This is a genomic window from Vibrio sp. 2130-1 (assembly GCF_033339515.1).
This window is the reverse complement of record NZ_JAWOUT010000004.1, coordinates 155,770-178,359: the sequence shown is the minus strand read 5'-3', so window position 1 is coordinate 178,359 and position 22,590 is coordinate 155,770. Positions and strand designations below refer to the sequence as shown.

At 48.3% G+C, this 22,590-nt stretch carries 5 protein-coding genes; 1 reads left to right on the top strand and 4 read right to left on the bottom strand.

Going from position 1 to position 22,590, the window contains the following annotated elements:
- Positions 1 to 69: 69 nt before the first annotated feature.
- Entirely contained in the window at positions 70 to 684 is a 615-nt protein-coding gene (locus R7Q09_RS07520; protein WP_154203941.1) for an HAD family hydrolase, read from the top strand.
- Between the two features lie 108 nt (positions 685 to 792).
- Here the strand turns inward: R7Q09_RS07520 and R7Q09_RS07515 are convergent, their stop codons facing one another.
- The 4 genes from R7Q09_RS07515 to R7Q09_RS07500 form a co-directional block, all read right to left on the bottom strand.
- On the bottom strand, positions 793 to 1,272 hold the full coding sequence (locus tag R7Q09_RS07515) for a Dps family protein (RefSeq protein WP_005388254.1): 480 nt from the start codon (positions 1,270 to 1,272) through the stop codon (positions 793 to 795).
- Positions 1,273 to 1,572: 300 nt separating this feature from the next.
- Positions 1,573 to 3,573 (bottom strand): methyl-accepting chemotaxis protein, encoded by a 2,001-nt coding sequence (locus tag R7Q09_RS07510; RefSeq protein ID WP_318070691.1) that lies wholly within the window; start codon positions 3,571 to 3,573, stop codon positions 1,573 to 1,575.
- A 121-nt stretch (positions 3,574 to 3,694) separates the two neighbouring features.
- Complete coding sequence (locus R7Q09_RS07505) at positions 3,695 to 4,048, bottom strand: hypothetical protein (protein ID WP_005388258.1); 354 nt, start codon at positions 4,046 to 4,048, stop codon at positions 3,695 to 3,697.
- Positions 4,049 to 4,480: 432 nt separating this feature from the next.
- Positions 4,481 to 22,582 (bottom strand): tandem-95 repeat protein, encoded by an 18,102-nt coding sequence (locus tag R7Q09_RS07500; RefSeq protein ID WP_318070692.1) that lies wholly within the window; start codon positions 22,580 to 22,582, stop codon positions 4,481 to 4,483.
- Positions 22,583 to 22,590 lie beyond the last annotated feature (8 nt).

The following is a 22,590-nucleotide window of genomic DNA, read 5'->3' as shown; positions in this document are numbered from 1 at the left end:
AGAATCTAAACTTAACAATAACCTTTTGTTTTTTATAACGATAGTTCGGTTAAGTTGTACGAGGTCATTATGATTCCATTCCCTTTACAGCTCGATAAAATTAAAGCCGTGGTGTTTGACTTAGACAACACCTTGGTGAGTTCTGATATGAACTTCGGCGAATTGCGACAACAGCTAGGTTGTCCGCAGAGTGAAGATCTATTGGATTTTGTCGACGCACTTGAGCATCCTCATCATCGAGAGCACGCTCATAACGTGATATTTGATTACGAGATTTCTGATGCTGAGCATTCTGCTCCAATGATTGGCTGCCATGAATTGCTCGCCCACTTGCATCAAAATGAAATCAAAACCGCTATCGTGACACGCAACTGCCAAATCGCCACGCAGCGCAAACTAGAGCACAACCAAATCTCTGTGGAGCGAGTCATCACTCGTGAATGCTTCCCGCCCAAGCCAGATCCATTGTCTTTGCAGGTGTTGGCGAAAGAGTGGCGTTTGATGCCGGATGAAGTGCTTTATGTCGGCGATTACCTTTACGACTTGCAGGCAGCGTATAACGCTCAGATGCCCTCTTGCCTTGTTCATCACGGTAATCAAGAAACCTTCAATGATTCAGCCTCGTTGGCGCTTAATGAACTCAGTGATTTATTGAGCCATTTCGAATCCTTACCACGTAAATAAAGCACACATATAAAATACGCAAACAAAAAAAGGGGCACCAACGTGCCCCTTATGACTTATTCCCGATTGTTTCATGCGTTCCCAAGGATTGCTTGAGTGATGCGTTGCTTAGCCTTGTAGGTAAGCGTTAAGCATCCACATTAATTTTTCTTGCTCACGGATGTAGTCACCCATCAATGCCGCTGTACCTTCGTCATCTGCTTCACCCGCGTTTTGTAGAATCTCACGCTGTTTTAGAAGTAGAACGCTAAAGCCTTGAACCAGACCTTGTACACACTCCTCACCAGAAGTCGCGTTTTGATGTTCTTTAATTTCACTTGCTTCCAAGTAGTTGCTGAATGCGTGCGCTGGCGTATGACCCAAAGTTAGAATACGCTCTGCAAGCTCATCGATTTTTGTTTGTAGATCAGTGTAGATCTCTTCAAATTTTACGTGCAGTTCGAAGAATTGCGCACCTTTAATGTTCCAGTGGTAACCGCGAGAGTTCATGTACAACACTTGGTAATGCGCTAGCAGTTGATTTAACTGTTGAGCTAGTTGTGCTGATTGTTCGCTGTCTAGACCAATTAGGCTTACTTGTTTGTTCATAATCTTGCTCCTAGAAGGATGATACCAATCGTAGTAACGAACGATTCTCTTACTGAGATTGGTATAAAGTTTAAAAATTCTTTTGCAGTATTTGCTGCCGATGGAGTCATATTACGACTCCGGCTCGGTGAAGAAAATTTGGTTTTAACTATGATTTAAATAGCTAAATCCAATGAGCAAGTAGACGTATATCGGCGTATCATCCAACAAAAAGCCCCAACCCTTTTTGTGTAAAAAGAATTGGGGCTTTTTTACTACTTGGTTAACGTTCAAAAGTCGATGAACAGACGTAAACCTTATCTACGCCGTTTTAAAAGTTGCCATCTGTTGATTCAGCTCGGTAACTTGCTCTTTTACTTGCAATGATGTCTCTGATGCACGTTGGCTGTTATTCGAAACCTCATCCACTGATTGAGTAATACCGGACATCAATCCAGTGATCGAGTTGGTCGCATGAGATTGCTGCTCTGCCGCTGCCGCAAGTTCTGCCATTTGTTCATTCAAAGAACCAATTTGCTCGGTCGTGACAAGCAAACGAGTTACCGCTTTTTCAATGTGTTCAGCGCCCTGCTCCGCAAGTGATTGACTGTGTTCAATCTCCTCAACCACAGAATTGGTCGAGCGTTGAATCGCATTAATGATGCCGTTGATTTCTGTCGTCGATTGAGTAGTGCGCGTCGCTAACATGCGTACTTCGTCCGCCACAACCGCAAAGCCTCGTCCTTGGTCACCCGCACGCGCTGCTTCTATCGCGGCATTCAGTGCCAGTAAGTTAGTTTGTTCTGCCAAACCTTCAATTACTTCCGTCACTCGACCAATGGCTTCGCTCTCTTTGCTTAACTGCGTCACTTGTGTACTCGCGGTTTCAATGCTGCCGTGCAAGCTTTCCATGGTGACTTTGTTTTGCTCTAAAGCATCACGACCTTGTTCAATCTCACCTTTTGAATCAGAAAGCTTCTGCACCGATTGATTGGCTTGATCTAGAGTGTTACGCGCGGCTAAAGCGATTTCATCCAGTTGGCTTCCCATTTCAACAATGCTGGTCTGTTGCTGTTCAACATTCGATGAAGTGACTTGCGCCGATTCCAATAAAGCCCCCATGCTGGTATCCACTTGGTGCGCTTTCTCACTCACCCCTGCCACGATGCTCGCTAACGATTGGTTCATGCGGTTAATCGAATCGGTAAGGTCTGCCAATTCATCTTTCCCAACAACAGTTAACGGAGGCTGAGAAACATCTCCTGAAGCGATCGTCTTGGCTCGCTCCGATAAGTTTTTCACTCGGCGACCAATGGTATTGCCCATGTATTTTGAAATCGCTACTGCGGCAATCAAAACCAATGCCGCAGCAATCAACATAGTGGTGAGTACGTTCTTGATCGACTGATTAATACCCTGTCCACTTTGATCAGCACGACTTTGCTGAGCCAATACGATCGTTTCTAAGCTTTGGTCTAGTGCATCCGCTGCTGGCAACAGTTCGTTCGCCATCAGCAAGTTTGATTCGTTCCAATCTGGCGACTGACGCAATGCAATTACCTGCTCTGCTAAAGGAAAGTACAGTTGCTGCATTTCTTTAAACAGTGACCACAATGATTGGTCGTTATCAGTCAGTCTGTCGAGTTTACTGTCGATTTCCGCCACAGACTGATTGTGGTACTTAATCAAGTCGTGGTATTTGTCCAGATGATCTTGCTGCCCGTACAACAGGAAATCTCGCAGAGCAGACAGCGCATTGGCGAGCGAGGTATAGCTATCCGCGTAAACTTTAAACAAACGCTTTCTGTCTCCACCAAATGGGTTTCCTGACTCTTCATTGATTAAGCTTTGAAGCTGATCAAGTGCCACTTCTGCAATGGGTGCCGCTTCGTTAATAAAGAGGTTGTGCGCGGGTAAGTTCTCATCACTGTGGCTAAGTTCAATCAGCTTGTTCAAAGAGACTTTTACCGCGTCCCACTGGCTTTGAATCGCTTGAAAATCCTGTTCAGAGATCAGAGCCTGCAACGTTGGAAGCGACTCGTCTGTAGAAGCCATGATATTGCGTACGTCCTCACTCAGACGTGCGCTCGCCTCTTCATCGCCACCTAGCAACATGTAGGCTCGAATAGAAGACAGCGACGCTTGAACGGACTGTTGGATACCGCGACTGGTGTCGACGGTCGGTAAATCGGATTTAAGTAACGAAGAGGCGTATTGCTCTACGGTAGTGACGTTGCGATACGTGAATACCGCTGATGCCATAAAAAGTACGGCTAGCAGCACAAAACTGAGCTGCAACTTCCCTGATATCGTAAGGTTCATCCATAAACTCCTGACAACGATGAGCCTTAAATATAACGATGTTTACAAAAATGTTAAATACTGGTATCAAAAGTTACTAAGAAAACCATGTAAATCACTATTTTAAGCCGATAAATAGGGCTTATTTGAAGTATGGTATGCGCTCACTACGTAAAATCAGATAATTAACGTAAGTCGTTTCTAAGCAGTCTTGATCCCACAACGAAAGAATCCGCTTAGTGGCGAAGTAGTAATCTTTATTACGCAGTAGCACACCCACCGTGCGGCTGAGCTGCTTAAAGCGCTGTTGCTCATTAGCAGAGATGTAATTGTCTTCATTTTGAATGATCGGCGCCAATCCATCGGCAAACCAATTGTTCAGAATTTCACGCATCTCTAGTTCTGACTCCGGCACATCCATACACGACAACTCACGATGCAGTGGCGGCGGTACTATGTACTTTGACGCTTTTGGCGAACTGACATAACGGTACATGTCGCTCCTCCTTGTAAATGACTCTTATACCCAAGTGACTTCAAGATGCAGGATTCAGAGCGTTGTCATTGATTCGGGGTCAAGGAAAACAACGCAGCGTAATAGTCAGCTCTTTCCAAGTTGTTTGACACAGAAGCCGAGTCAATGACACGCTCCCGAAGGGCGAGCTGTCTTGGTTTGTATACTTTGTTGTCGATTCTTGATTTAGACCCACTAGACCTTTAAATCGCCGCCGCGTCTACAAACCAAGCCATTCTCGCTGAACCTAACATCTCGAGGTTACTTGGGTATAAACTAGCTAAGAATACTTTTTTCAATTTCCAAGTTTTTTTCTAGAGCTCATAGAAAGAAGACCAACAAAAAAGCCATGCAAAGTAGGCTCTGCATGGCTTTGGTTCGGGCAGCAATGACACTGCCCTCGTCTAGGACTGGTTACATTGAGCTTTGATCGAAATCGTTGTCTTGGTCAGTACCCGTTTGAGTATCCGAGTCGAAGCTGCCAGAGTCATCCGTGAAGTCAACACCTTGATCTTGACCTCCCGCACTTGTCCAGTCGCTGCCGCCAGATTCCATACCCGCCATGTCTGGTTGCTGATCTTGCGCAGAACCTTGCATGGTGTATTGATCATCGACTTCAACTTCAACTGTGCCACTCGCACCTTCTACCGCGCTGCCCAATTCGTCGTAACCTTGGAATTGGATTTCGCTCGTACCTTCGTAACCTTCTGGTAGGTCAACCGATACTGGTTGGTTCAGGTTGCCACTTAATGTGAAGCTGCCATCGCCATTATCCAGTGCGTTGCTTACTGATGCACCATCAGGTAGACCGGACATTTCTGCATAATCCACCGATTCGTTACCACTGACCTCATCTGGAACCGAGATAGAAATGGTATCGCCTGGCGCTGCAGTCACATCAGCTGCGCTCTCCTCTTCACTGTCTGCACCGTTTGCTGCTTGCTCTTCAGGCTGTTGCGCTTCGCCAACTTGCTGCTCTGATGATGCTTGAGCAGTTTGGATTTGTGGCTCGTCACTTTGCGCTGAATCGTCCGCAACTTGGATGCTCAGATTCTGAGTCGATACTTCACCGTTATCGTTGACCTGAACATCCATAGCTAAATTGCCATCGAAGTCATCGTTCGGCCAGTATGTCCACTCTTCATCACCTGATTTCGCGAAGAAACCTGCATCGTTTGCATCGGCGACATCCAACACTTCTGCTGAAGGGCTAATGCCAAGCTCATCAATCAACTGCGCTTCCGTTAGGGTTAGTGAACCATCATCAGCCAGTGCGTAGCCTTCGCTGGTTGTGGTTTCACCTTCACCTTGGATGTCGACATTAAAGAAGCTCTCAATGCGGTTTTCACCGTCAGTTGCAATGAAGCCAACTTGAACATCTCCGGTGTAGCCTTCTGCTGGTGTGAATTGGTAGTTACCTTGGTTATCGGTCTCTATCACACCTTGACCTTCCATTAGGCTCACTGATTCAATGCTCAAGCTGTCGCCTTCTGCATCGCTCAATGTCGATAGCATGTCGTCATTGGTGAACGACAAGGTGCCATCCGCTGCCATTTCTGTGGTAGAAATGCTGTCGATTTCTGGAGAAGCATTCTCTTGTGGTGCGTCTTCTTTCACGACCACGCCTGTTTGCTCATCATGAAGCACACCGTCTTTATCAATCACATAAGCGATATCCGCTTCACCAGTAAAGCCCGGTGCTGGATTGAATGTCCATGTGCCATCACCGTTATCGACAATCTCACCTTGGCTGCGATCAGCTAGGTGAACGAATTTCACTTCATCACCCGCGTCAGCGTCTACGTTTTCTGCCAATCCGATTAGGTCATCTGCGGTTAGGATAACTGGCTCACCCGCTAGGGTTTCGAAGTCACCTGAATCGATGCCATCTTCGAACTCTTCTGGCTCGTCACCATAATCCACCGTTGTTGCGGTCACGGTTACGAAGAACTCGCCATTAAAGTCAGCCGGAGGCGTCATTTGCAGGTCTGAGATATCCCACTCGTTCAAGTCGATGTATTGACCCGGTTCCGTAATGGTAATGGTGTTCACACCATCCGTAACTTCGAAGCCAACAGGGAAACCAGTCATCACTAGGTTACTTAGCGTTTCTGAATCGTCGATTAGACCGACATTCAAGCCTAGGTGACCCGTTTCGTCCTCACCGAAGACTAACGGACCATCATGGTCGGTTGTGATGACCGCGCCATCCGCAACAGGGCGAACAAACACTGGTACATCAAGTACTGTTTCAAACTCACCGTCACTTACCACAACTTGCAAGTCAGATACCCCTGCAAAATCGCCAGTCGGTGTGAATGTCCAAGTACCGTCACCGTTGTCCGTTACCTCACCACCATCTTCACCTTCTGCGGTGATAATGCGTGATACGACTAGGTTTTCAGTGTCGATATCGCCGAACAAGTTCATCAGGTCGCCAGCGTCGAAGGTGAATGCGCCATCCTCGTCGGTTGCCATAAAGGCATTACCCACATTGAATGGAGCATCGTTGACTGGAATAACATCCACATTCAACGAGCCTTCAACCACTTCTTCACCATCCGTCGCGGTGTAGCCCAGTTCCACCAAACCATTGAAGTCTTGAGTGGTTACCAAGTGGTACATACCATCTGGCTGCTGAGTTAATGTCGCGTTTGCAGGAGCACGAACCGTGATGCTTTCTACGCTGATTTCGTCACCATCAAGATCCGTGACTTGATCAGCGATGTAAGCTGGGTCAATCACCATGACCACATCTTCTTCGCCTTGCATCTGGATGGTTGGCGCTTCTGGTGCATCGTTAACCGCTTCGATGTTTAGATTGCCTTCAACCGGCGTCACTAAATCACCATCGCTGACACCAAACGACATTGGTACATCACCATTGAAGTTCTCAGCCGGAGTGAATGACCAAGTGCCATCACCGTTGTCTAGCAAGTCACCGTATTGCTCATCAATCACTAGGTCGACAGCAGACAGTTCGTCGTAGGTGTTGTCGATGTCTGTCGCGTTAGCAAGCAACATATCCTGCGTGATAAGAATGGTGGTATCTTCGGTGCCAGCAATATTCACTGGCGTTGATTGCGGCGCATCGTTAATTGGGTTCACCGTTAGGTCAACGCCCACTTCCACGCTCGCACCATCGTTATCAATCAAGTCGAAGCTTAGGTCGATATCGCCATTGAAGTTCGCATCAGGCGTAATCGTAAAGCTACCATCTTGGTTCTCAACAACGGTTGCATTGGCTACCGCGGTTAAGTTCACTGCTTCTAGATTATCGCTGTCTACGTCACCCGCTTGAGCCAGTAACTGCTCTTGACTCAATGTGATTGAACCGTCTTCATCGACGCTGTAAGCCAAGTCGCCAGATACCGGAGCATCGTTGACTGGCAATACATCAATGTTCGCGTTGGTTGTCGCAGTTGCACCGTCTTCATCAGCGACTACCACATCGAGACTTACGCCACCGTTGAAGTTTTCATTTGGCGCGAAGCTGTAAGTGCCATCGTCATTCGCCGTTAGAATGCCGTCGCTACCACTGTAAGAGACACTTTCTAGGCTCACGTCACCTTCCACATCGCTTGATTGCGCTAGCAGTTGCTCTTTCGTGAAGATAATGACTTCGTCTTCATTGACAGAGTAACTTGTCGCACCTGCGATTGGTGGATCGTTCACCTCAAGAACGGTAATACCCGCAGTGGTTGAGTCTGTCGCACCCTCTTCATCGACAACTACAACGTCTAGGCTGACCTCGCCATTGAAGTTCTCGTTTGGAGAGAAGGTGTACGTACCATCGCCATTGTCTTGGAAGACGCCATCGTTGCCACTGTAAGTCACACTACTGATGTCTACGTCGCCTTCAATATCCGACGAATTAGCCAGTAGTTGCTCGTCACTGATGGTGATCGAGTTGTCTTCATGTACGGTGTAAGATGTGCTGCCCGCCACAGGTGGATCGTTCTCCGGCGTCACACTCACATCAATGTTGGCAGAGGTTGTATCCGTACCGTCTGATACATCAAACGTGAAGTTCACGTCACCGTTGAAGTTCTCGTTTGGAGCAAAGCTGTAGGTCCCATCACCGTTATCGGTTAGGACACCATCTGCGCCTGTGTAGCTCACGCCTTCAACTGTTAGGTTGTCACCTTCTACATCCGTCGCGCCTGTTAACAAGTCTGCATCTGTGAAGGTAAGAAGACCGTCCTCACCCACAGTGAACACTTGATCTTGTGGCTCTGGTGCGTCATTCACTGGTGTTACTGTTAGATCGAGACCAGCCGCAACCACTTCTTCACCATCCGTGACATCGTAACTAAACTCGATATCACCGTAGAAGTTCTCGCTTGGAGTAATGGTGAAGCTGCCATCCTCGTTCATTTCAACCGTCGCATTTTCATCATTGGTGCTTAGGTTGATTGCACTTAAGTCATCGCCATCGATATCAACAGCGTGCTCCAGTAACTGTTCTTGAGTCAGCGTGATGCTGTTGTCTTCGGCGGTGACTGCCGTGATATCGCCCGTCACTTCTGGTGCGTCATTGGTCGGCGAGATATGAATCGTCACATCTTGCGTCGCTGTCGCTGTGGTTCCGGTATCAACATCTGTAGAGGTTGCATTCACGGTTAGCGTCACATCGCCGTTGAAGTCCGCAGAAGGGATAAACTCTAGTCCTTCTAGCTCGCCCGGTTGTAGTGACCAAGTGCCGTCGCCATTATCAACACCCGCTGATAATGCGCTGCCTTCTGGCACATCTTCAATCAAGATAGCGAGGTTTTCTGAGCCATCGGTATCGGTCAATGCTGCATCGATATCAAGCGGCACAGGTGTATCTTCGGTACCAATGATTTGGTAATCCGCATCCGCTACCGTGATTTCGATGTTGTCGATACCGAACGATTCATCCCAAACGTCTTGATTCAAGGTTGAGCCGAAGCCCAGTTGCAATTCACCATCCTCGACAGGAACCGTTAGGTTGATTTGGTGAGCTTGGTCATTCCAACCACTGAAGCCTTCACGTTGAGAGGCTCCGTGGATCACTTCACCCACTTCATTACCATCTGAGTCGTAAAGCGTTGTCGTACCATCTTGAGTACGGAACGCGGAGTTTTCCAAGGTGGTTAGCTGTTCACCGCCCACAAAGATTTGGAACGACTCGCCATCCCAAGAATCGATTTCGTAGAAGCTAAACGAGATATTCACTTCATTGACATCGCTTGGGATATCGTAAGTTTTGCTGACCGCTTCATCACCGCCAGTGCCACCAATACGACCCAGCATGTCGCCCGTTTCGAAGCCTTGTGAGCTCTCAGTGTTCGCGTTCCAACCGTTCGAGCCAGACTCGAAGTTATCAGAAGCAATCACCAAGTCTGAAGCAATCGACAGCTCTGGCATATCGACCACAGATTGAACATCAATGTTCGCTTCTGCTGGCACGGTTGCGGTGCCATCGTTGACATCAAACGTTACGTTCACGTTGCCATCGAAGTTTTCGTTTGGCGCGAAGGTGTACGTGCCATCACCGTTATCGACTAACGTACCACTGTCAGAAGTAACATTTTCAACCGTTAGGTTATCACCATCGATATCACCTGCATTTTGCAGCAATTGCTCTTCGGTAAAGGTGAAGCTGGTGTCTTCTTGCGTAACAAACTGTGGCTGACCAACCGTTGGCAAGTCATTCACTGGGTTCACAGTCAGATCGGCAGTGGCTTGAATGGTTGCATCACCGTCCGTAATGTCGAAGCTCAGATCAATGTCGCCATTGAAGTCCGCATCCGGTGTGATAGTGAAGCTACCATCATCGTTCGCAACAACGGTCGCATTACCGTCAACAGTCAGGTTGGATGCGGTTAGGTCATCGCCATCCACGTCGCTGGCTTGAGCAAGAAGTTGCTCTTGGCTAAGAGTGATAGAACCATCTTCATCCACGCTGTAAGCCAAATCACCTGATACTGGAGCATCGTTGACTGGCAATACATCAATGTTTGCATTGGTTGCTATCGTTGCACCATCTTCATCGGTCACGACAACATCTAGGCTGACATCACCGTTGAAGTTTTCGTTTGGTGCGAAGCTGAATGTACCGTCGCCGTTATCGGTAAAGATACCATCGGAGCCGCTGTAGCTGACACTATCAATCGCGACGTCACCTTCAACGTCAGAAGCATTCGCCAATAGCTGCTCAGAGCTGATGGTGATGACTTCGTCTTCGTTCACTGAGTAGCTGGTCGCGCCGGCAATTGGCGGATCGTTCACCTCAAGTACTGTAATACCCGCGGTGGTGGAATCCGTCGCACCGTCTTCATCGACAACCACAACGTCAAGGCTCACTTCACCATTGAAGTTCTCGTTTGGCGAGAAGGTGTAAGTGCCGTCACCATTGTCCTGGAACACGCCATCTGCGCCGCTGTAGCTGACACTATCAATCGCGACTTCGCCTTCGACGTCAGATGAGTTAGCCAATAACTGCTCGTTACTGATGGTGATCGAATTGTCTTCATGCACCGTGTAAGACGTGCTGCCTGCTACCGGTGGATCGTTCTCTGGCGTCACGCTTACGTCGATGTTTGCGGTCACGGTATCCGTGCCATCAGAAACATCGAAGGTAAAGTTCACGTCGCCATTGAAGTTTTCGTTTGGCGCGAAGCTGTAAGTGCCATCACCATTGTCGGTTAGAACACCATCTGTGCCAGTGTAAGACACACTTTCTACCGATAGGTCATCGCCATCGATATCCGTTGCGCCATCAAGCAGATCTTCATCAGTGAACAGCAAGACGCCATCTTCACCAATGGTGAACGCTTGATCTTCTGGCTGTGGTAGGTCATTAACTGGGTTAACCGTTAGGTCAGCCGTTGCAACAATAGTGTCGGTGCCATCGTTGATGTCGAACGTGATATCAATGTCACCATTGAAGTTCGCATCAGGCGTAATGGTAAAGCTGCCATCATCATTTGCCGTAACCGTTGCATCACCGTCAACCACTAGGTTAGTCGCGGTTAGCGCGTCCCCTTCTACATCCGATGCTTGAGCAAGAAGCTGCTCTTGGCTTAGCGTAATTGAATTGTCTTCATCGACACTGTAAGCCAAGTTGCCCGATACTGGCGCATCGTTGATTGGCAATAAGTCGATGTTTGCGTTAGTTGCCGCAGTTGCACCGTCTTCATCAACAACCACAACATCTAGACTAACATCGCCATCAAAGTTGGCGTTTGGTGCGAAGCTGAATGTACCGTCACCGTTATCGGTAAAGATACCGTCGGAGCCGCTGTAGCTGACGCTATCAATCGCAACTTCACCTTCAACATCAGAAGCGTTCGCCAATAGCTGTTCAGAGCTAATGGTGATGACTTCGTCTTCGTTCACTGAGTAGCTAGTCGCACCTGCGATTGGTGGATCGTTCACCTCAAGAACAGTAATGCCAGCGGTGGTTGAGTCCGTCGCACCGTCTTCATCTACCACGACAACATCTAGGCTCACTTCGCCATTGAAGTTCTCGTTTGGCGAGAAGGTGTACGTACCGTCACCATTGTCTTGGAACACACCATCTGTGCCGCTGTAGCTCACGCTATCAATCGCCACTTCGCCTTCTATATCAGACGAGTTAGCCAACAGCTGTTCGTTACTAATGGTGATCGAGTTGTCTTCATGCACTGTGTAAGATGTGCTACCTGCCACTGGTGGATCGTTCTCTGGTGTGACTGTCACATCGATATTCGCAGTCACGGTGTCCGTGCCATCGGAAACATCGAAGGTGAAGTTCACATCACCATTGAAGTTCTCATTCGGTGCGAAGCTATATGTACCATCGCCATTGTCAGTTAGGACACCGTCCGCGCCTGTGTAAGTGACACCTTCTACCGATAGATCATCGCCATCGATGTCCGTTGCACCATCCAACAGGTCTTGATCAGTGAAGGTCAACACACCATCTTCACCAATGGTGAACGCTTGATCTTCCGGCTGCGGCAAGTCATTAACTGGGTTAACGGTTAGGTCCGCCGTTGCAACAATAGTGTCGCTGCCGTCGTTGATATCGAACGTGATATCAATGTCGCCATTGAAGTTCGCATCTGGCGTGATAGTGAAGCTACCATCGTCGTTTGCCGTAACCGTTGCATCACCGTCAACCACTAGGTTAGACGCAGTCAGCGCATCACCTTCTACATCCGATGCTTGAGCAAGTAGCTGCTCTTGGCTTAGCGTAATTGAATTGTCTTCATCAACGCTGTACGCCAAGTTACCAGATACAGGTGCATCATTGATTGGTAAGACATCGACTGTGATGTAAGTATCAACCTCTGCGCCATCTTCATCGCGAATGGTCACATCCAACTGTACTTGACCGTTGAAGTTTTCATTCGGTGCAAAGCTACAAGTACCATCACCGTTTACTGAGAAGATGCCATCTGGACCGTCGTAGCTGATGCCTACTAGCTCAACATCCCCTTCAACATCCGAAGCATTCAGTAGCACTTGCGATTCACTGAAGGTTAGAACTTGGTCTTCATCGATAGTGTATGCGGTAGGACCTGCGATTGGTGGGTCATTTACCTCAATCACAGTAATGCCTGCAGTGGTCGAGTCCGTTGCACCATCTTCATCGACAACGACAACATCTAGGCTCACCTCGCCGCTGAAATTTTCGTTTGGTGAGAAGGTGTACGTACCATCACCGTTGATTTCCAGCACGCCATCGTTACCGCTGTAGCTCACGCTATCAATCGCCACTTCGCCTTCTATATCAGACGAGTTAGCCAACAGCTGTTCGTTACTAATGGTAATCGAATTGTCTTCATGAACGGTGTAAGCCGTGCTGCCTGCAACCGGTGGATCGTTCTCCGGCGTCACGCTTACGTCGATATTCGCCGTCACGGTATCCGTGCCATCGGAAACATCGAAAGTGAAGTTCACGTCGCCATTGAAGTTCTCGTTTGGTGCGAAGCTATATGTGCCATCACCATTGTCAGTAAGAACACCGTCCGCGCCTGTGTAAGTGACGCCCTCAACAGATAAGTCATCCCCTTCAATATCGGTAGCGCCTGTTAGGAGATCCGCATCAGTAAAGGTCAGCACACCATCTTCACCAATGGTGAACGCTTGATCTTGTGGTTCAGGCGCATCGTTAACTGGTGACACCAATAACTCAAGGTTGGTTGAGACAACATCATCGCCGTCAGACACATCGAACGTAAAGGTGATGTCACCATTAAAGTCCGCATCTGGCGTTAAGGTGTAAGTACCGTCACCATTGTCTGTGATGGTGATGTTTTCATCATCCGTTGCCAAGTTCAGTGCTGTCAGTTGGTCTCCATCCAAGTCACGCGCATTAGCGAGCAAATCTTCTTGCGTGATTAGGATTGAACCATCTTCTTCAACCACAGCAGAAACAGGCAATGCTTCAGGCGTATGTTCAATGTGAGCACCCGTTGCATTGACGTAGATGGTTTGAGAAACGGTTTCAGAATCATTATTTGATAGCTCTGTCGCCGTTGCCGTTACATTGATTTCTAGCTGTTGGTTAAAGTCTTCTGGCAATTGAATCTGTAGCTCTTGTTCAATTGCTGTGGTTGGAAGCGTTACAGAACCATCTGGACCGACTGTTACTTCACCGCTGTAGATCTGGCTGTTCACTTCACCAACATCAATGGTGAAGTTGAAGTCACTATAATCGGCATCGCCACCACCGTAGAGATCTTCAAAGCCGTAAACCAGTTCACCGTCTTCGTTCACAGTAGTTCGAGTATGTTCAATGCCATCTTGGTTGAGCTCTGAGCTTGTGCCGCCATGGAAGACTGCATCACCAAATTGGCTTTGAATCACGGTTTCAGAACCATCAGCACCCACAAACACGAGTTGTGGGTCAACTGTATCCATGTTCGCAGGAGAGCCATCTGCTGCACGGAACTCGTACTGACCATCTTGCATGGACGCAAAGTCATTGAAGTTATGACCGTTAGGAATCAAGAATAGGTTGAAGCTTTCCCCTTCCGAGATTTGGAAGCTGAACTGATCTTGTCCCGGAACGAGGTCACCGCCGCCACCAACTTGAGAGGCGTTTTCGTACACCACTTCAACGCCCGTGATATTGCCGTCTTCATCAACTTTGTAATAGCCAGCTGCGTTTTGGTAACCCGCGGTTTCACCTTCAAAGGTAACCGTGATTTCAGTATCATTGAAACTGGTGATACCGTTGTCTTGATCGTTAAGTACCCCTTCGTTGTCGTAGCTGATCACCGAACCTTCTGGAACACCATCAACGGTCACAGTCAGCGTTTCTGACAAGTCTTGGTCAACCAATGCTGCGGCGATGTTCACTTCAACAATACCGCCTGGCTCAACCAAGATCGCTTGGTCATCCACGTTTCGACCGTCGCCATCAGTGATGACTAGGTCTGGCGCATCTGCTACGGCTTCGATATGGACATTAATGTCTTGCTCAACTTCATCCGTACCGTCAGAAACCGTAAAGCTGAACTGTAAGTCACCACTGAAGTGCTCTTCTGGTACGAAGCTAAATGTACCGTCACCGTTGTCCGTTACAGTACCTTCATCACCCGAGTAGTTAATGCTCGTAACAGTGAGGTCATCACCATCAATATCAATCGCGCCACTTAGCAGATCTTCTTGCGTGAACAGGATGCTGCCATCCTCTTCAATGTGGTACATGCCAGGCGCAACAATTGGAATGTCATTGACTGGGTTCACCGTCAATGTCATTTCATTGGCAACACTCAATTCACCGTCGCTCACTTCATAAGTAAACTCGATGTCTCCGTTGAAGTTCTGTGAAGGCGTAACGGTAAAGGTGCCGTCGCCGTTATCCACGATAGAGGCATTAGGATCATTGGTTTCTAGTGCCGTTGCGTATAGGTCATCACCATCTTGATCGCTGGCATTTTCAAGCAGCATTTCTTGTGTCACGAGAATAGAGCCATCCTCGTCCACGTCTGCCACGATTGGCGCTGCTTCTGGTGCGTCGTTGACGAACTCAACTTTCAAGTCGATGTTTGCCGCCACCACATCGGTGCCATCACTCACATCAAACGTGAGGTCAATATTACCAAAGAAGCCCTCCTCTGGCGTTAACGTGTAGGTGCCATCGCCATTGTCTGTTACTTGAACCGTATCGCTTAAGCTCGTCACGTTCACAACAGATAAGTCATCACCTTCGATGTCCGTTGCTTGAGCCAGCAACTCTGCTTCAGTAATCGTGATAGCTTCGCCGTCTTCTGTGGTGAAGGACAAATCAGGCACATCTGGCAGGTCGTTCACTGGGTTAACGGTGAGGTTTAGATCCGCGGCGACGGTTTCGATCGCGTCAGTTACGTCATAAGTAAATTCGATTTCACCAAAGAAGTTTTCGCTCGGTGTAATCGTGAAGCTACCATCAGCGTTCTCAACGATGGTTGCATTAGGATCGTTGGTCGACAGGTTCACCGCTTCAAGGTTGTCACCATCCACGTCCGTCGCGTTCGCTAACAAGTCTTCTTGAGTGATGGTAATTGAGCCATCTTCATCGACGACCGCATCAACCGGGCCGCTGACCTCTGGACCTTCGTTGACGATCTCAACATCGATCTTCGCAGTGCTTGGGGCACTTGCTTGACCATCGCTGATGTCGAAGGTCAGGTTCACTTCACCATAGAAGTTCGAAGTTGGCTCGAAGGTAAAGGTGTTGTCGCCGTTGTCTGTCAACGTACCTTGTGACTGGTCAACAAGCAGCAGGTTCTCGATATGCAGGATGTCGCCATCCACATCGGTCGCACCTGATAACAGGTCTTTTGCTTCGATGATGATGGTGCCGTTTTCTAGCATTTGAGTATGCAGCGGTGCACCAGGAACTGGTACATCGTTGACCGGAATAACGGTCAGATCTAGATGGGTATCGACTTCATCGGTGCCATCGAAGACTTTGTAATCAATGTCGACTTCACCATTGAAGTTTTCATTCGGCATAAAGGTGTAAGTGCCGTCGCCATTGTCGACAAGCTCACCGTTATCACCGCTGTAAGAGATATCAGAGATAGACAGCGCATCGCCTTCCACGTCACTTGCATTGGCAAGCAGATCGTCCGCGCTAAACGTAATGCCCACATCCTCATCAGTCGACAACACAATCGGACCAGAAACGATTGGCGCATCGTTTACTGCTTCGAAGTTGATGTTGATGATGTTGTCGTCAGTGAGTTCACCATCCGTGACTTGGTAACCTAGCTCAATCTCACCGTAGAAGTTCTCATCTGGTGTGACTGTCCATGTACCATCGCCATTGTCGGTTAACGTAGCGTGCTCCGCGTTATCCCCCACCAGCTCTAGGTTTTGAATATCAAGAACATCGCTATCGATATCACTCGCTTGTGCGAGAAGCTGCTCTTCTGTGATTACCACAGAGGCAAACTGCGTAGAACCTTCGGTATCAATGGTCACATTTGGCAGGTCAGCGGTCAGTTCGATTTCACTGTCACCTTCTCGGATATTCAGCTCTACCGTTTCAGTGATTTCTGTGCCGTCCACTCCAATAGATGTGAACACCGCTTCATCATGACAAGTTTGCGAAACCGTCATGTTTTGAACCACGTAAGTACCGTTACCTTGAATCGTTCCTAACTCAAAGTAAGACACAGGCTCATTCACCGTTAGGGTGTAATCCGTCTCATAGCTACCACGATCTTCTTTGTGGTAAGTCATTGAGTCGATCAAGTCACCATCGGAATTGAATGCGCGAATTTCGACTTCTGTAAAGTGGCGAGACTCCTCCATAAACCAGCCACCTAGACCGTCTAGGTGGAAGCTGATTTCGTTGATGTCTTGACCTTCAACGCTCACAGTCAGTTTTTCATCACCACTCAAGCCTTGACGGTCAGTATCACCAATACCGTGACCGATGTGTGTTTTACCATTCCACGCACCGAGTGGGTCATCATTACTTTGAACGGTAACTTTCAAATCACCATCAACAAACTCACGTGTGTAAGGGTCAACAGCAGTACCCCAATCATCGAGGCTAGCGTTGTCATCAAAGGTACCAATTTGACTCGTGTGCGTACCGTTTGCCAATGCGTCATCATTTGGAATGAAGCGCACTTCCGTATCTGCAGGCACCTCCTGCCCGACTTCTAGCTGTACCCATTCGTCATTTAGATTTGCTTCAATGATGCCGTTTTCAGGGGCTTGGTCGAGACGTAACGCAGGCTCTTCACGCAGAGAAACACCCACGGTTTGATCTTCTTCTGCTTGAATAAAGATCTCGTCGCCCGCTTCTGGCGCATCGTTGACAGGATTAACGGTCAGATCCAACGTGGTCAGAACATCATTTTCGCCATCGCTGATGTTGTAAGTGAAGTCCAACTCACCGTTAAAGTTTTCGGTGTGCGTAATGGTGAAAGAACCATCGTCGTTGGCTACGATCGTCGCATCTGGGTCATTGGTTTGTAGATTGCTGGCAACAAGGTCATCACCTTCAATGTCAGTCGCATTCGCAAGCAACTGTTCTTGCGTGATGGTGATGGCGTTATCTTCATCTACCTCAGCTTGAATACCTGACGTTTCTGGTGCGTCGTTCACCGCGATAACATCGATGCCTGCGGTTGTTGTATCCGTTGCACCATCTTGGTCGATGACCGTAACGTCGAGCGAAATGTTACCGTCAAAGTTCTCATTTGGTGTGAAGGTATATGTGCCGTCGCCATTGTCTACGAAGCTACCGTCGTTACCAGAGTAGCTAACATTCGCCAAGGCTACGTCGCCTTCCACATCAGAAGAGTTGGCTAACAACTGCTCGTCACTGATGGTGATTTGACCGTCTTCTTGAACCGTGTAAGACGTAGAACCTGCAACCGGCGGATCGTTCACTGGTGTCACGCTGACATCAATGAATGCTGGTGTTGAACCTGTGCCGTCAGACACATCGAATGTGAACTGAACATCACCGTTGAAGTTCTCATTCGGCGCGAAGCTATAAGTGCCATCACCATTATCGGTAAGTACACCATCCGCACCTGTGTAGAGAACGTTTTCGATAGACAGATCATCGCCATCAATATCCGATGCGCCTTCCAATAGGTCTGCATCCGTGAACAGCAAGGTGCCATCTTCTTCTACCGTGAACTGTTGATCTTGCGCTTGTGGCAAGTCATTCACAGGATTAACCGTAATATCCAGACCAACTTGTACCGAACCACCATCGTTATCAATGATATCGAAGGTCAGATCTAGGTCGCCGTTGTAGTTTTCATCCGGTGTGATGGTGTAACTGCCATCATCGTTGTATTGAATTGTCGCGTTGTCATCTGTCGATAGATTGATGGCTTCAAGGTTCTCGCTATCAATATCGCCCGCTTTGGCAAGCAGCTGCTCTTGGCTTAGCGTGATTGAGCTGTCTTCGTTGATGGTGTAAGCCAAATCACCCGATACTGGTGGATCGTTGATTGGCAATACATCGACATTGATGTGCGTATCAACGGTTGCCCCATTCTCATCTTGAATGGTCACATCCAACTGAACTTGACCATTGAAGTTCTCGTTTGGTGCAAAGCTACAAGTACCATCGCCATTGACGGTAAAGATACCATCCGAGCCTTCATAGCTGATGCCAACAAGCTCTACATCGCCCTCGATATCAGATGCGTTAGCAAGAATTTGTGACTCACTGAATGTCAGTACTGAATCTTCGTCAATCGTGTAAGACGTTGGACCGGCAACTGGAGGGTCATTCACTTCAATGACGGTAATGCCTGCAGTCGTTTCGTCAATCGCACCTTGCTCATCCGCCACAATCACATCAAGGCTGATATCACCGCTGAAGTTCTCATTCGGCATGAAGGTGTAAGTGCCGTCACCGTTGTCTTGGAATACGCCATCGGTGCCTGAATAGGTCACGCTATCGATGGACACTGCGCCTTCCACATCCGAAGAGTTAGCCAGAAGCTGCTCGTCGGAAATGGTAATCGCGTTGTCTTCATCAACCGTGTAAGACGTAGAACCCGCAACCGGAGGATCGTTCACTGGAGTGACGCTCACGTCCACATTTGCTGGTACGGTTTCAGTACCGTCAGAAACACCAAAACTAAAGCTGACGTCTCCGTTGAAGTTTTCATTTGGTGCAAAGGTGTAAGTACCATCACCGTGGTCAGTCAGCACACCATCGCTGCCTGTGTAGCTAATGCCATCAACCGTTAAGTTATCGTCATCGATATCGGTCGCGCCAGCAAGCAAGTCTGCATCGGTAAACTGAAGCGTGCCATCTTCTTCAACACTGAACTGCTGGTCTTGAGGAACAGGAAGATCGTTAACTGGATTAACCGTTAGATCCGCCGTTGCTTGGATAGTGTCTGTGCCGTCCGTAATGTTGAATTGGATATCAATGTCACCATTAAAGTCCGCATCTGGCGTAATCGTGAAGCTGCCATCGTCGTTCGCTGTGACGGTTGCGTTTCCATCTACAGTCAAATCGCTAGCAGTCAGACCATCTCCCTCAATATCAGACGCTTGAGAAAGAAGCTGTTCTTGGCTGAGTGTAATCGCACCGTCTTCATCAACGCTGTAAGCCAAATCACCCGATACTGGCGCATCATTGATTGGCAATACATTCACATTAATGACGGTATCAACTTCTGCTCCATCTTCATCTCGAATGGCCACATCAAGTTGAACTTGTCCGTTAAAGTTCTCGTTTGGCGCGAAACTGCATGTGCCATCATCGTTAACGGTGAAAATGCCATCCGGACCATCGTATCTAATACCAACAAGCTCTACGTCGCCTTCCAAATCAGAGGCATTCAGCAGCACTTGCGACTCACTAAAGGTCAGAACAGAATCTTCATCAATGGTGTAAGAAGTTGGTCCTGCGACTGGTGGATCGTTCACTTCCAGCACCGTAATGCCAGCAGTGGTGACATCCGTTGAGCCTTCTTCATCAGCGACGACAACATCAAGCGTCACTTCACCATTAAAGTTTTCATTTGGAGAGAAGGTGTACGTACCGTCACCATTGATTTGCAACACACCATCGCCGCCAGAGTAGCTCACGCTATCTATCGAGACATCCCCTTCTAAATCCGAAGAGTTTGCCAACAGCTGCGCGTCAGAAATGGTAATAGAGTTGTCTTCGTGAACCGTGTAAGACGTTGAACCAGCCACAGGAGGATCATTCACCGGCGTAACGCTCACATCTACATTCGCTGAAACTGTATCTGTGCCATCAGACACGTCGAAACTGAAGTTCACATCGCCATTGAAGTTCTCATTTGGCGCAAAGCTATATGTGCCATCACCATTGTCAGTTAGAACGCCATCGGTGCCTTCATAGCTGATTCCCGTTACAGAAAGGTCATCGCCTTCAATGTCGGTCGCACCAGCAAGCAGATCCGCATCAGTAAATTGCAGCGTGCCGTCCTCTTCCACACTGAATTGTTGGTCTTGAGGAACCGGCAGATCGTTGATTGGATTAACGGTTAGGTCAGCGGTTGCTTGAACGGTATTCGTGCCATCTGAGATATCGAAGCTGATGTCGATATCACCATTGAAATCTGCGTCTGGCGTGATAGTGAAGCTGCCATCGTCGTTTTGAGTCACCGTCGCATTGCCATCTACTGAAAGGTTAGACGCCGTCAGTGCATCGCCTTCCACATCGGAAGCTTGTGACAACAACTGCTCTTGGCTCAAACGAATCGAGCCATCTTCATCCACCGAGTAAGCAAGATTGCCTGATACTGGCGCATCATCAACAGGTGTAACGCTTACATCAATGTTGGCAGAAACCGTATCTGTGCCGTCGGACACATCAAAGCTGAAGTTCACATCACCATTGAAGTTTTCATTTGGCGCAAAAGTGTAAGTCCCATTACCGTTGTCGATCAGGATGCCGTCGCCACCGTCGTAGCTTACGCCCTCAACCGTTAGGTTATCGCCTTCAATATCCGTTGCACCACTAAGCAGGTCTGCGTCCGTAAAGATCAGCGTGCCATCTTCTTCCACGCTGAACTGCTGGTCTTGAGGAACAGGCAAATCGTTGATTGGATTAACCGTTAGATCAGCGGTTGTTTGAACGGTGTTCGTACCATCTGAGATATCAAAGCTAATGTCGATATCACCATTGAAATCTGCGTCCGGCGTGATGGTGAAGCTGCCATCGTCATTTTGAGTCACCGTCGCATTGCCATCTACCGAAAGGTTAGACGCCGTTAGTGCATCGCCTTCCACGTCAGAAGCTTGCGACAACAACTGCTCTTGGCTCAAACGAATCGAACCATCTTCATCCACCGAGTACGCAAGATTGCCCGACACTGGCGCATCATCGACAGGCGTAACGCTTACATCAATGTTGGCAGAAACCGTATCCGTGCCGTCGGACACATCAAAGCTGAAGTTTACATCGCCATTGAAGTTTTCATTTGGCGCAAAAGTGTAAGTCCCGTTACCGTTGTCGGTCAGGATGCCGTCGCCACCGTCGTAGCTCACGCCTTCAACTGTGAGGTTATCGCCTTCAATATCCGTTGCGCCAGCAAGCAGGTCAGCATCGGTGAAGATCAGCGTGCCGTCTTCTTCCACCTCAAAGGTTTTATCTTCCGGCACTGGTGCGTCATTGATTGGACGAACAGTTAAATCAATCGAGCTAGAAATGGTTTCTTGACCATCACTGATATCAAACGTTAAGCCGAGTTCACCATTAAAATCAGTATCAGGTGTGACGGTATAAGTGCCATCACCATTATCCACAACCGATGCATTAGCACCCACTTGCACGTTGAATGCGGCAAGATCATCGCCATCAACATCACTCGCGTATCCGAGAAGTTGTTCTTGAGTGAAGGTAATAGTGCCATCTTCATCCATGATGTATGCCAGATCTTGCCCTACTTCTGGCGCGTCATTTTCACCTTCGACTTTAATCTGGAACGTTTCGCTCGTAGTTTCGGAGTCGAAATCGTCTTCTACTTGCGTCGTGGTTTCTTCGCTGGTGTCTTGTACATCCACCGCGAAGCTCTCTTCAGTGGTTTCTGAATCTAGCTCGTCACCACCTTGAGAACCTTCAGAGTCTGAAGAAGCACTTGGCGCAGATGAAGTTTGTACCGCTTGTCCTTGCGCTTCATTGCCTTCTGCGTCCGAACCACCTTCAGAGCCAGAGGCATCACCACCACCGACCGCTTGGGCACCCGCCCCAGAATCCGAACCACCGCTGCCCAGAGCCTCGTCACCTGATTCTCCGCTAGAAGCTACACTATCAACAACATTGGATTGTGCAGCGTCAGAGTCGCTGCTACTTTCAGTATCCTCTTCTTGAACTGCGCCACCCGAGCTCACTGCTTCTTCTTCCGTACCCGCGCCACTAGGATTTTCTTCCATCGCACGATTGGCTTCATCAACAGCATCTGCACTTTCAGCACCAGTCGCTACAGTCGAAGAGACGGTCGACTGCTGTTTTTCTTCTTTTGTCCCCGTATCCTTCGTTTCTGTTTGCTCTACCGCATCGTTAAGCTTTTCATTGTCTTTTTCTTGATTAGTGTCGCCTGCCATTACAGCCT

Bases quoted from the DNA above. Each gene is read 5' to 3' on its own strand.
- R7Q09_RS07515 (WP_005388254.1), bottom strand. From the start codon at position 1,272: ATGAACAAACAAGTAAGCCTAATTGGTCTAGACAGCGAACAATCAGCA.
- R7Q09_RS07505 (WP_005388258.1), bottom strand. From the start codon at position 4,048: ATGTACCGTTATGTCAGTTCGCCAAAAGCGTCAAAGTACATAGTACCG.
- R7Q09_RS07510 (WP_318070691.1), bottom strand. From the start codon at position 3,573: ATGAACCTTACGATATCAGGGAAGTTGCAGCTCAGTTTTGTGCTGCTA.
- R7Q09_RS07500 (WP_318070692.1), bottom strand. From the start codon at position 22,582: ATGGCAGGCGACACTAATCAAGAAAAAGACAATGAAAAGCTTAACGAT.
- R7Q09_RS07520 (WP_154203941.1), top strand. From the start codon at position 70: ATGATTCCATTCCCTTTACAGCTCGATAAAATTAAAGCCGTGGTGTTT.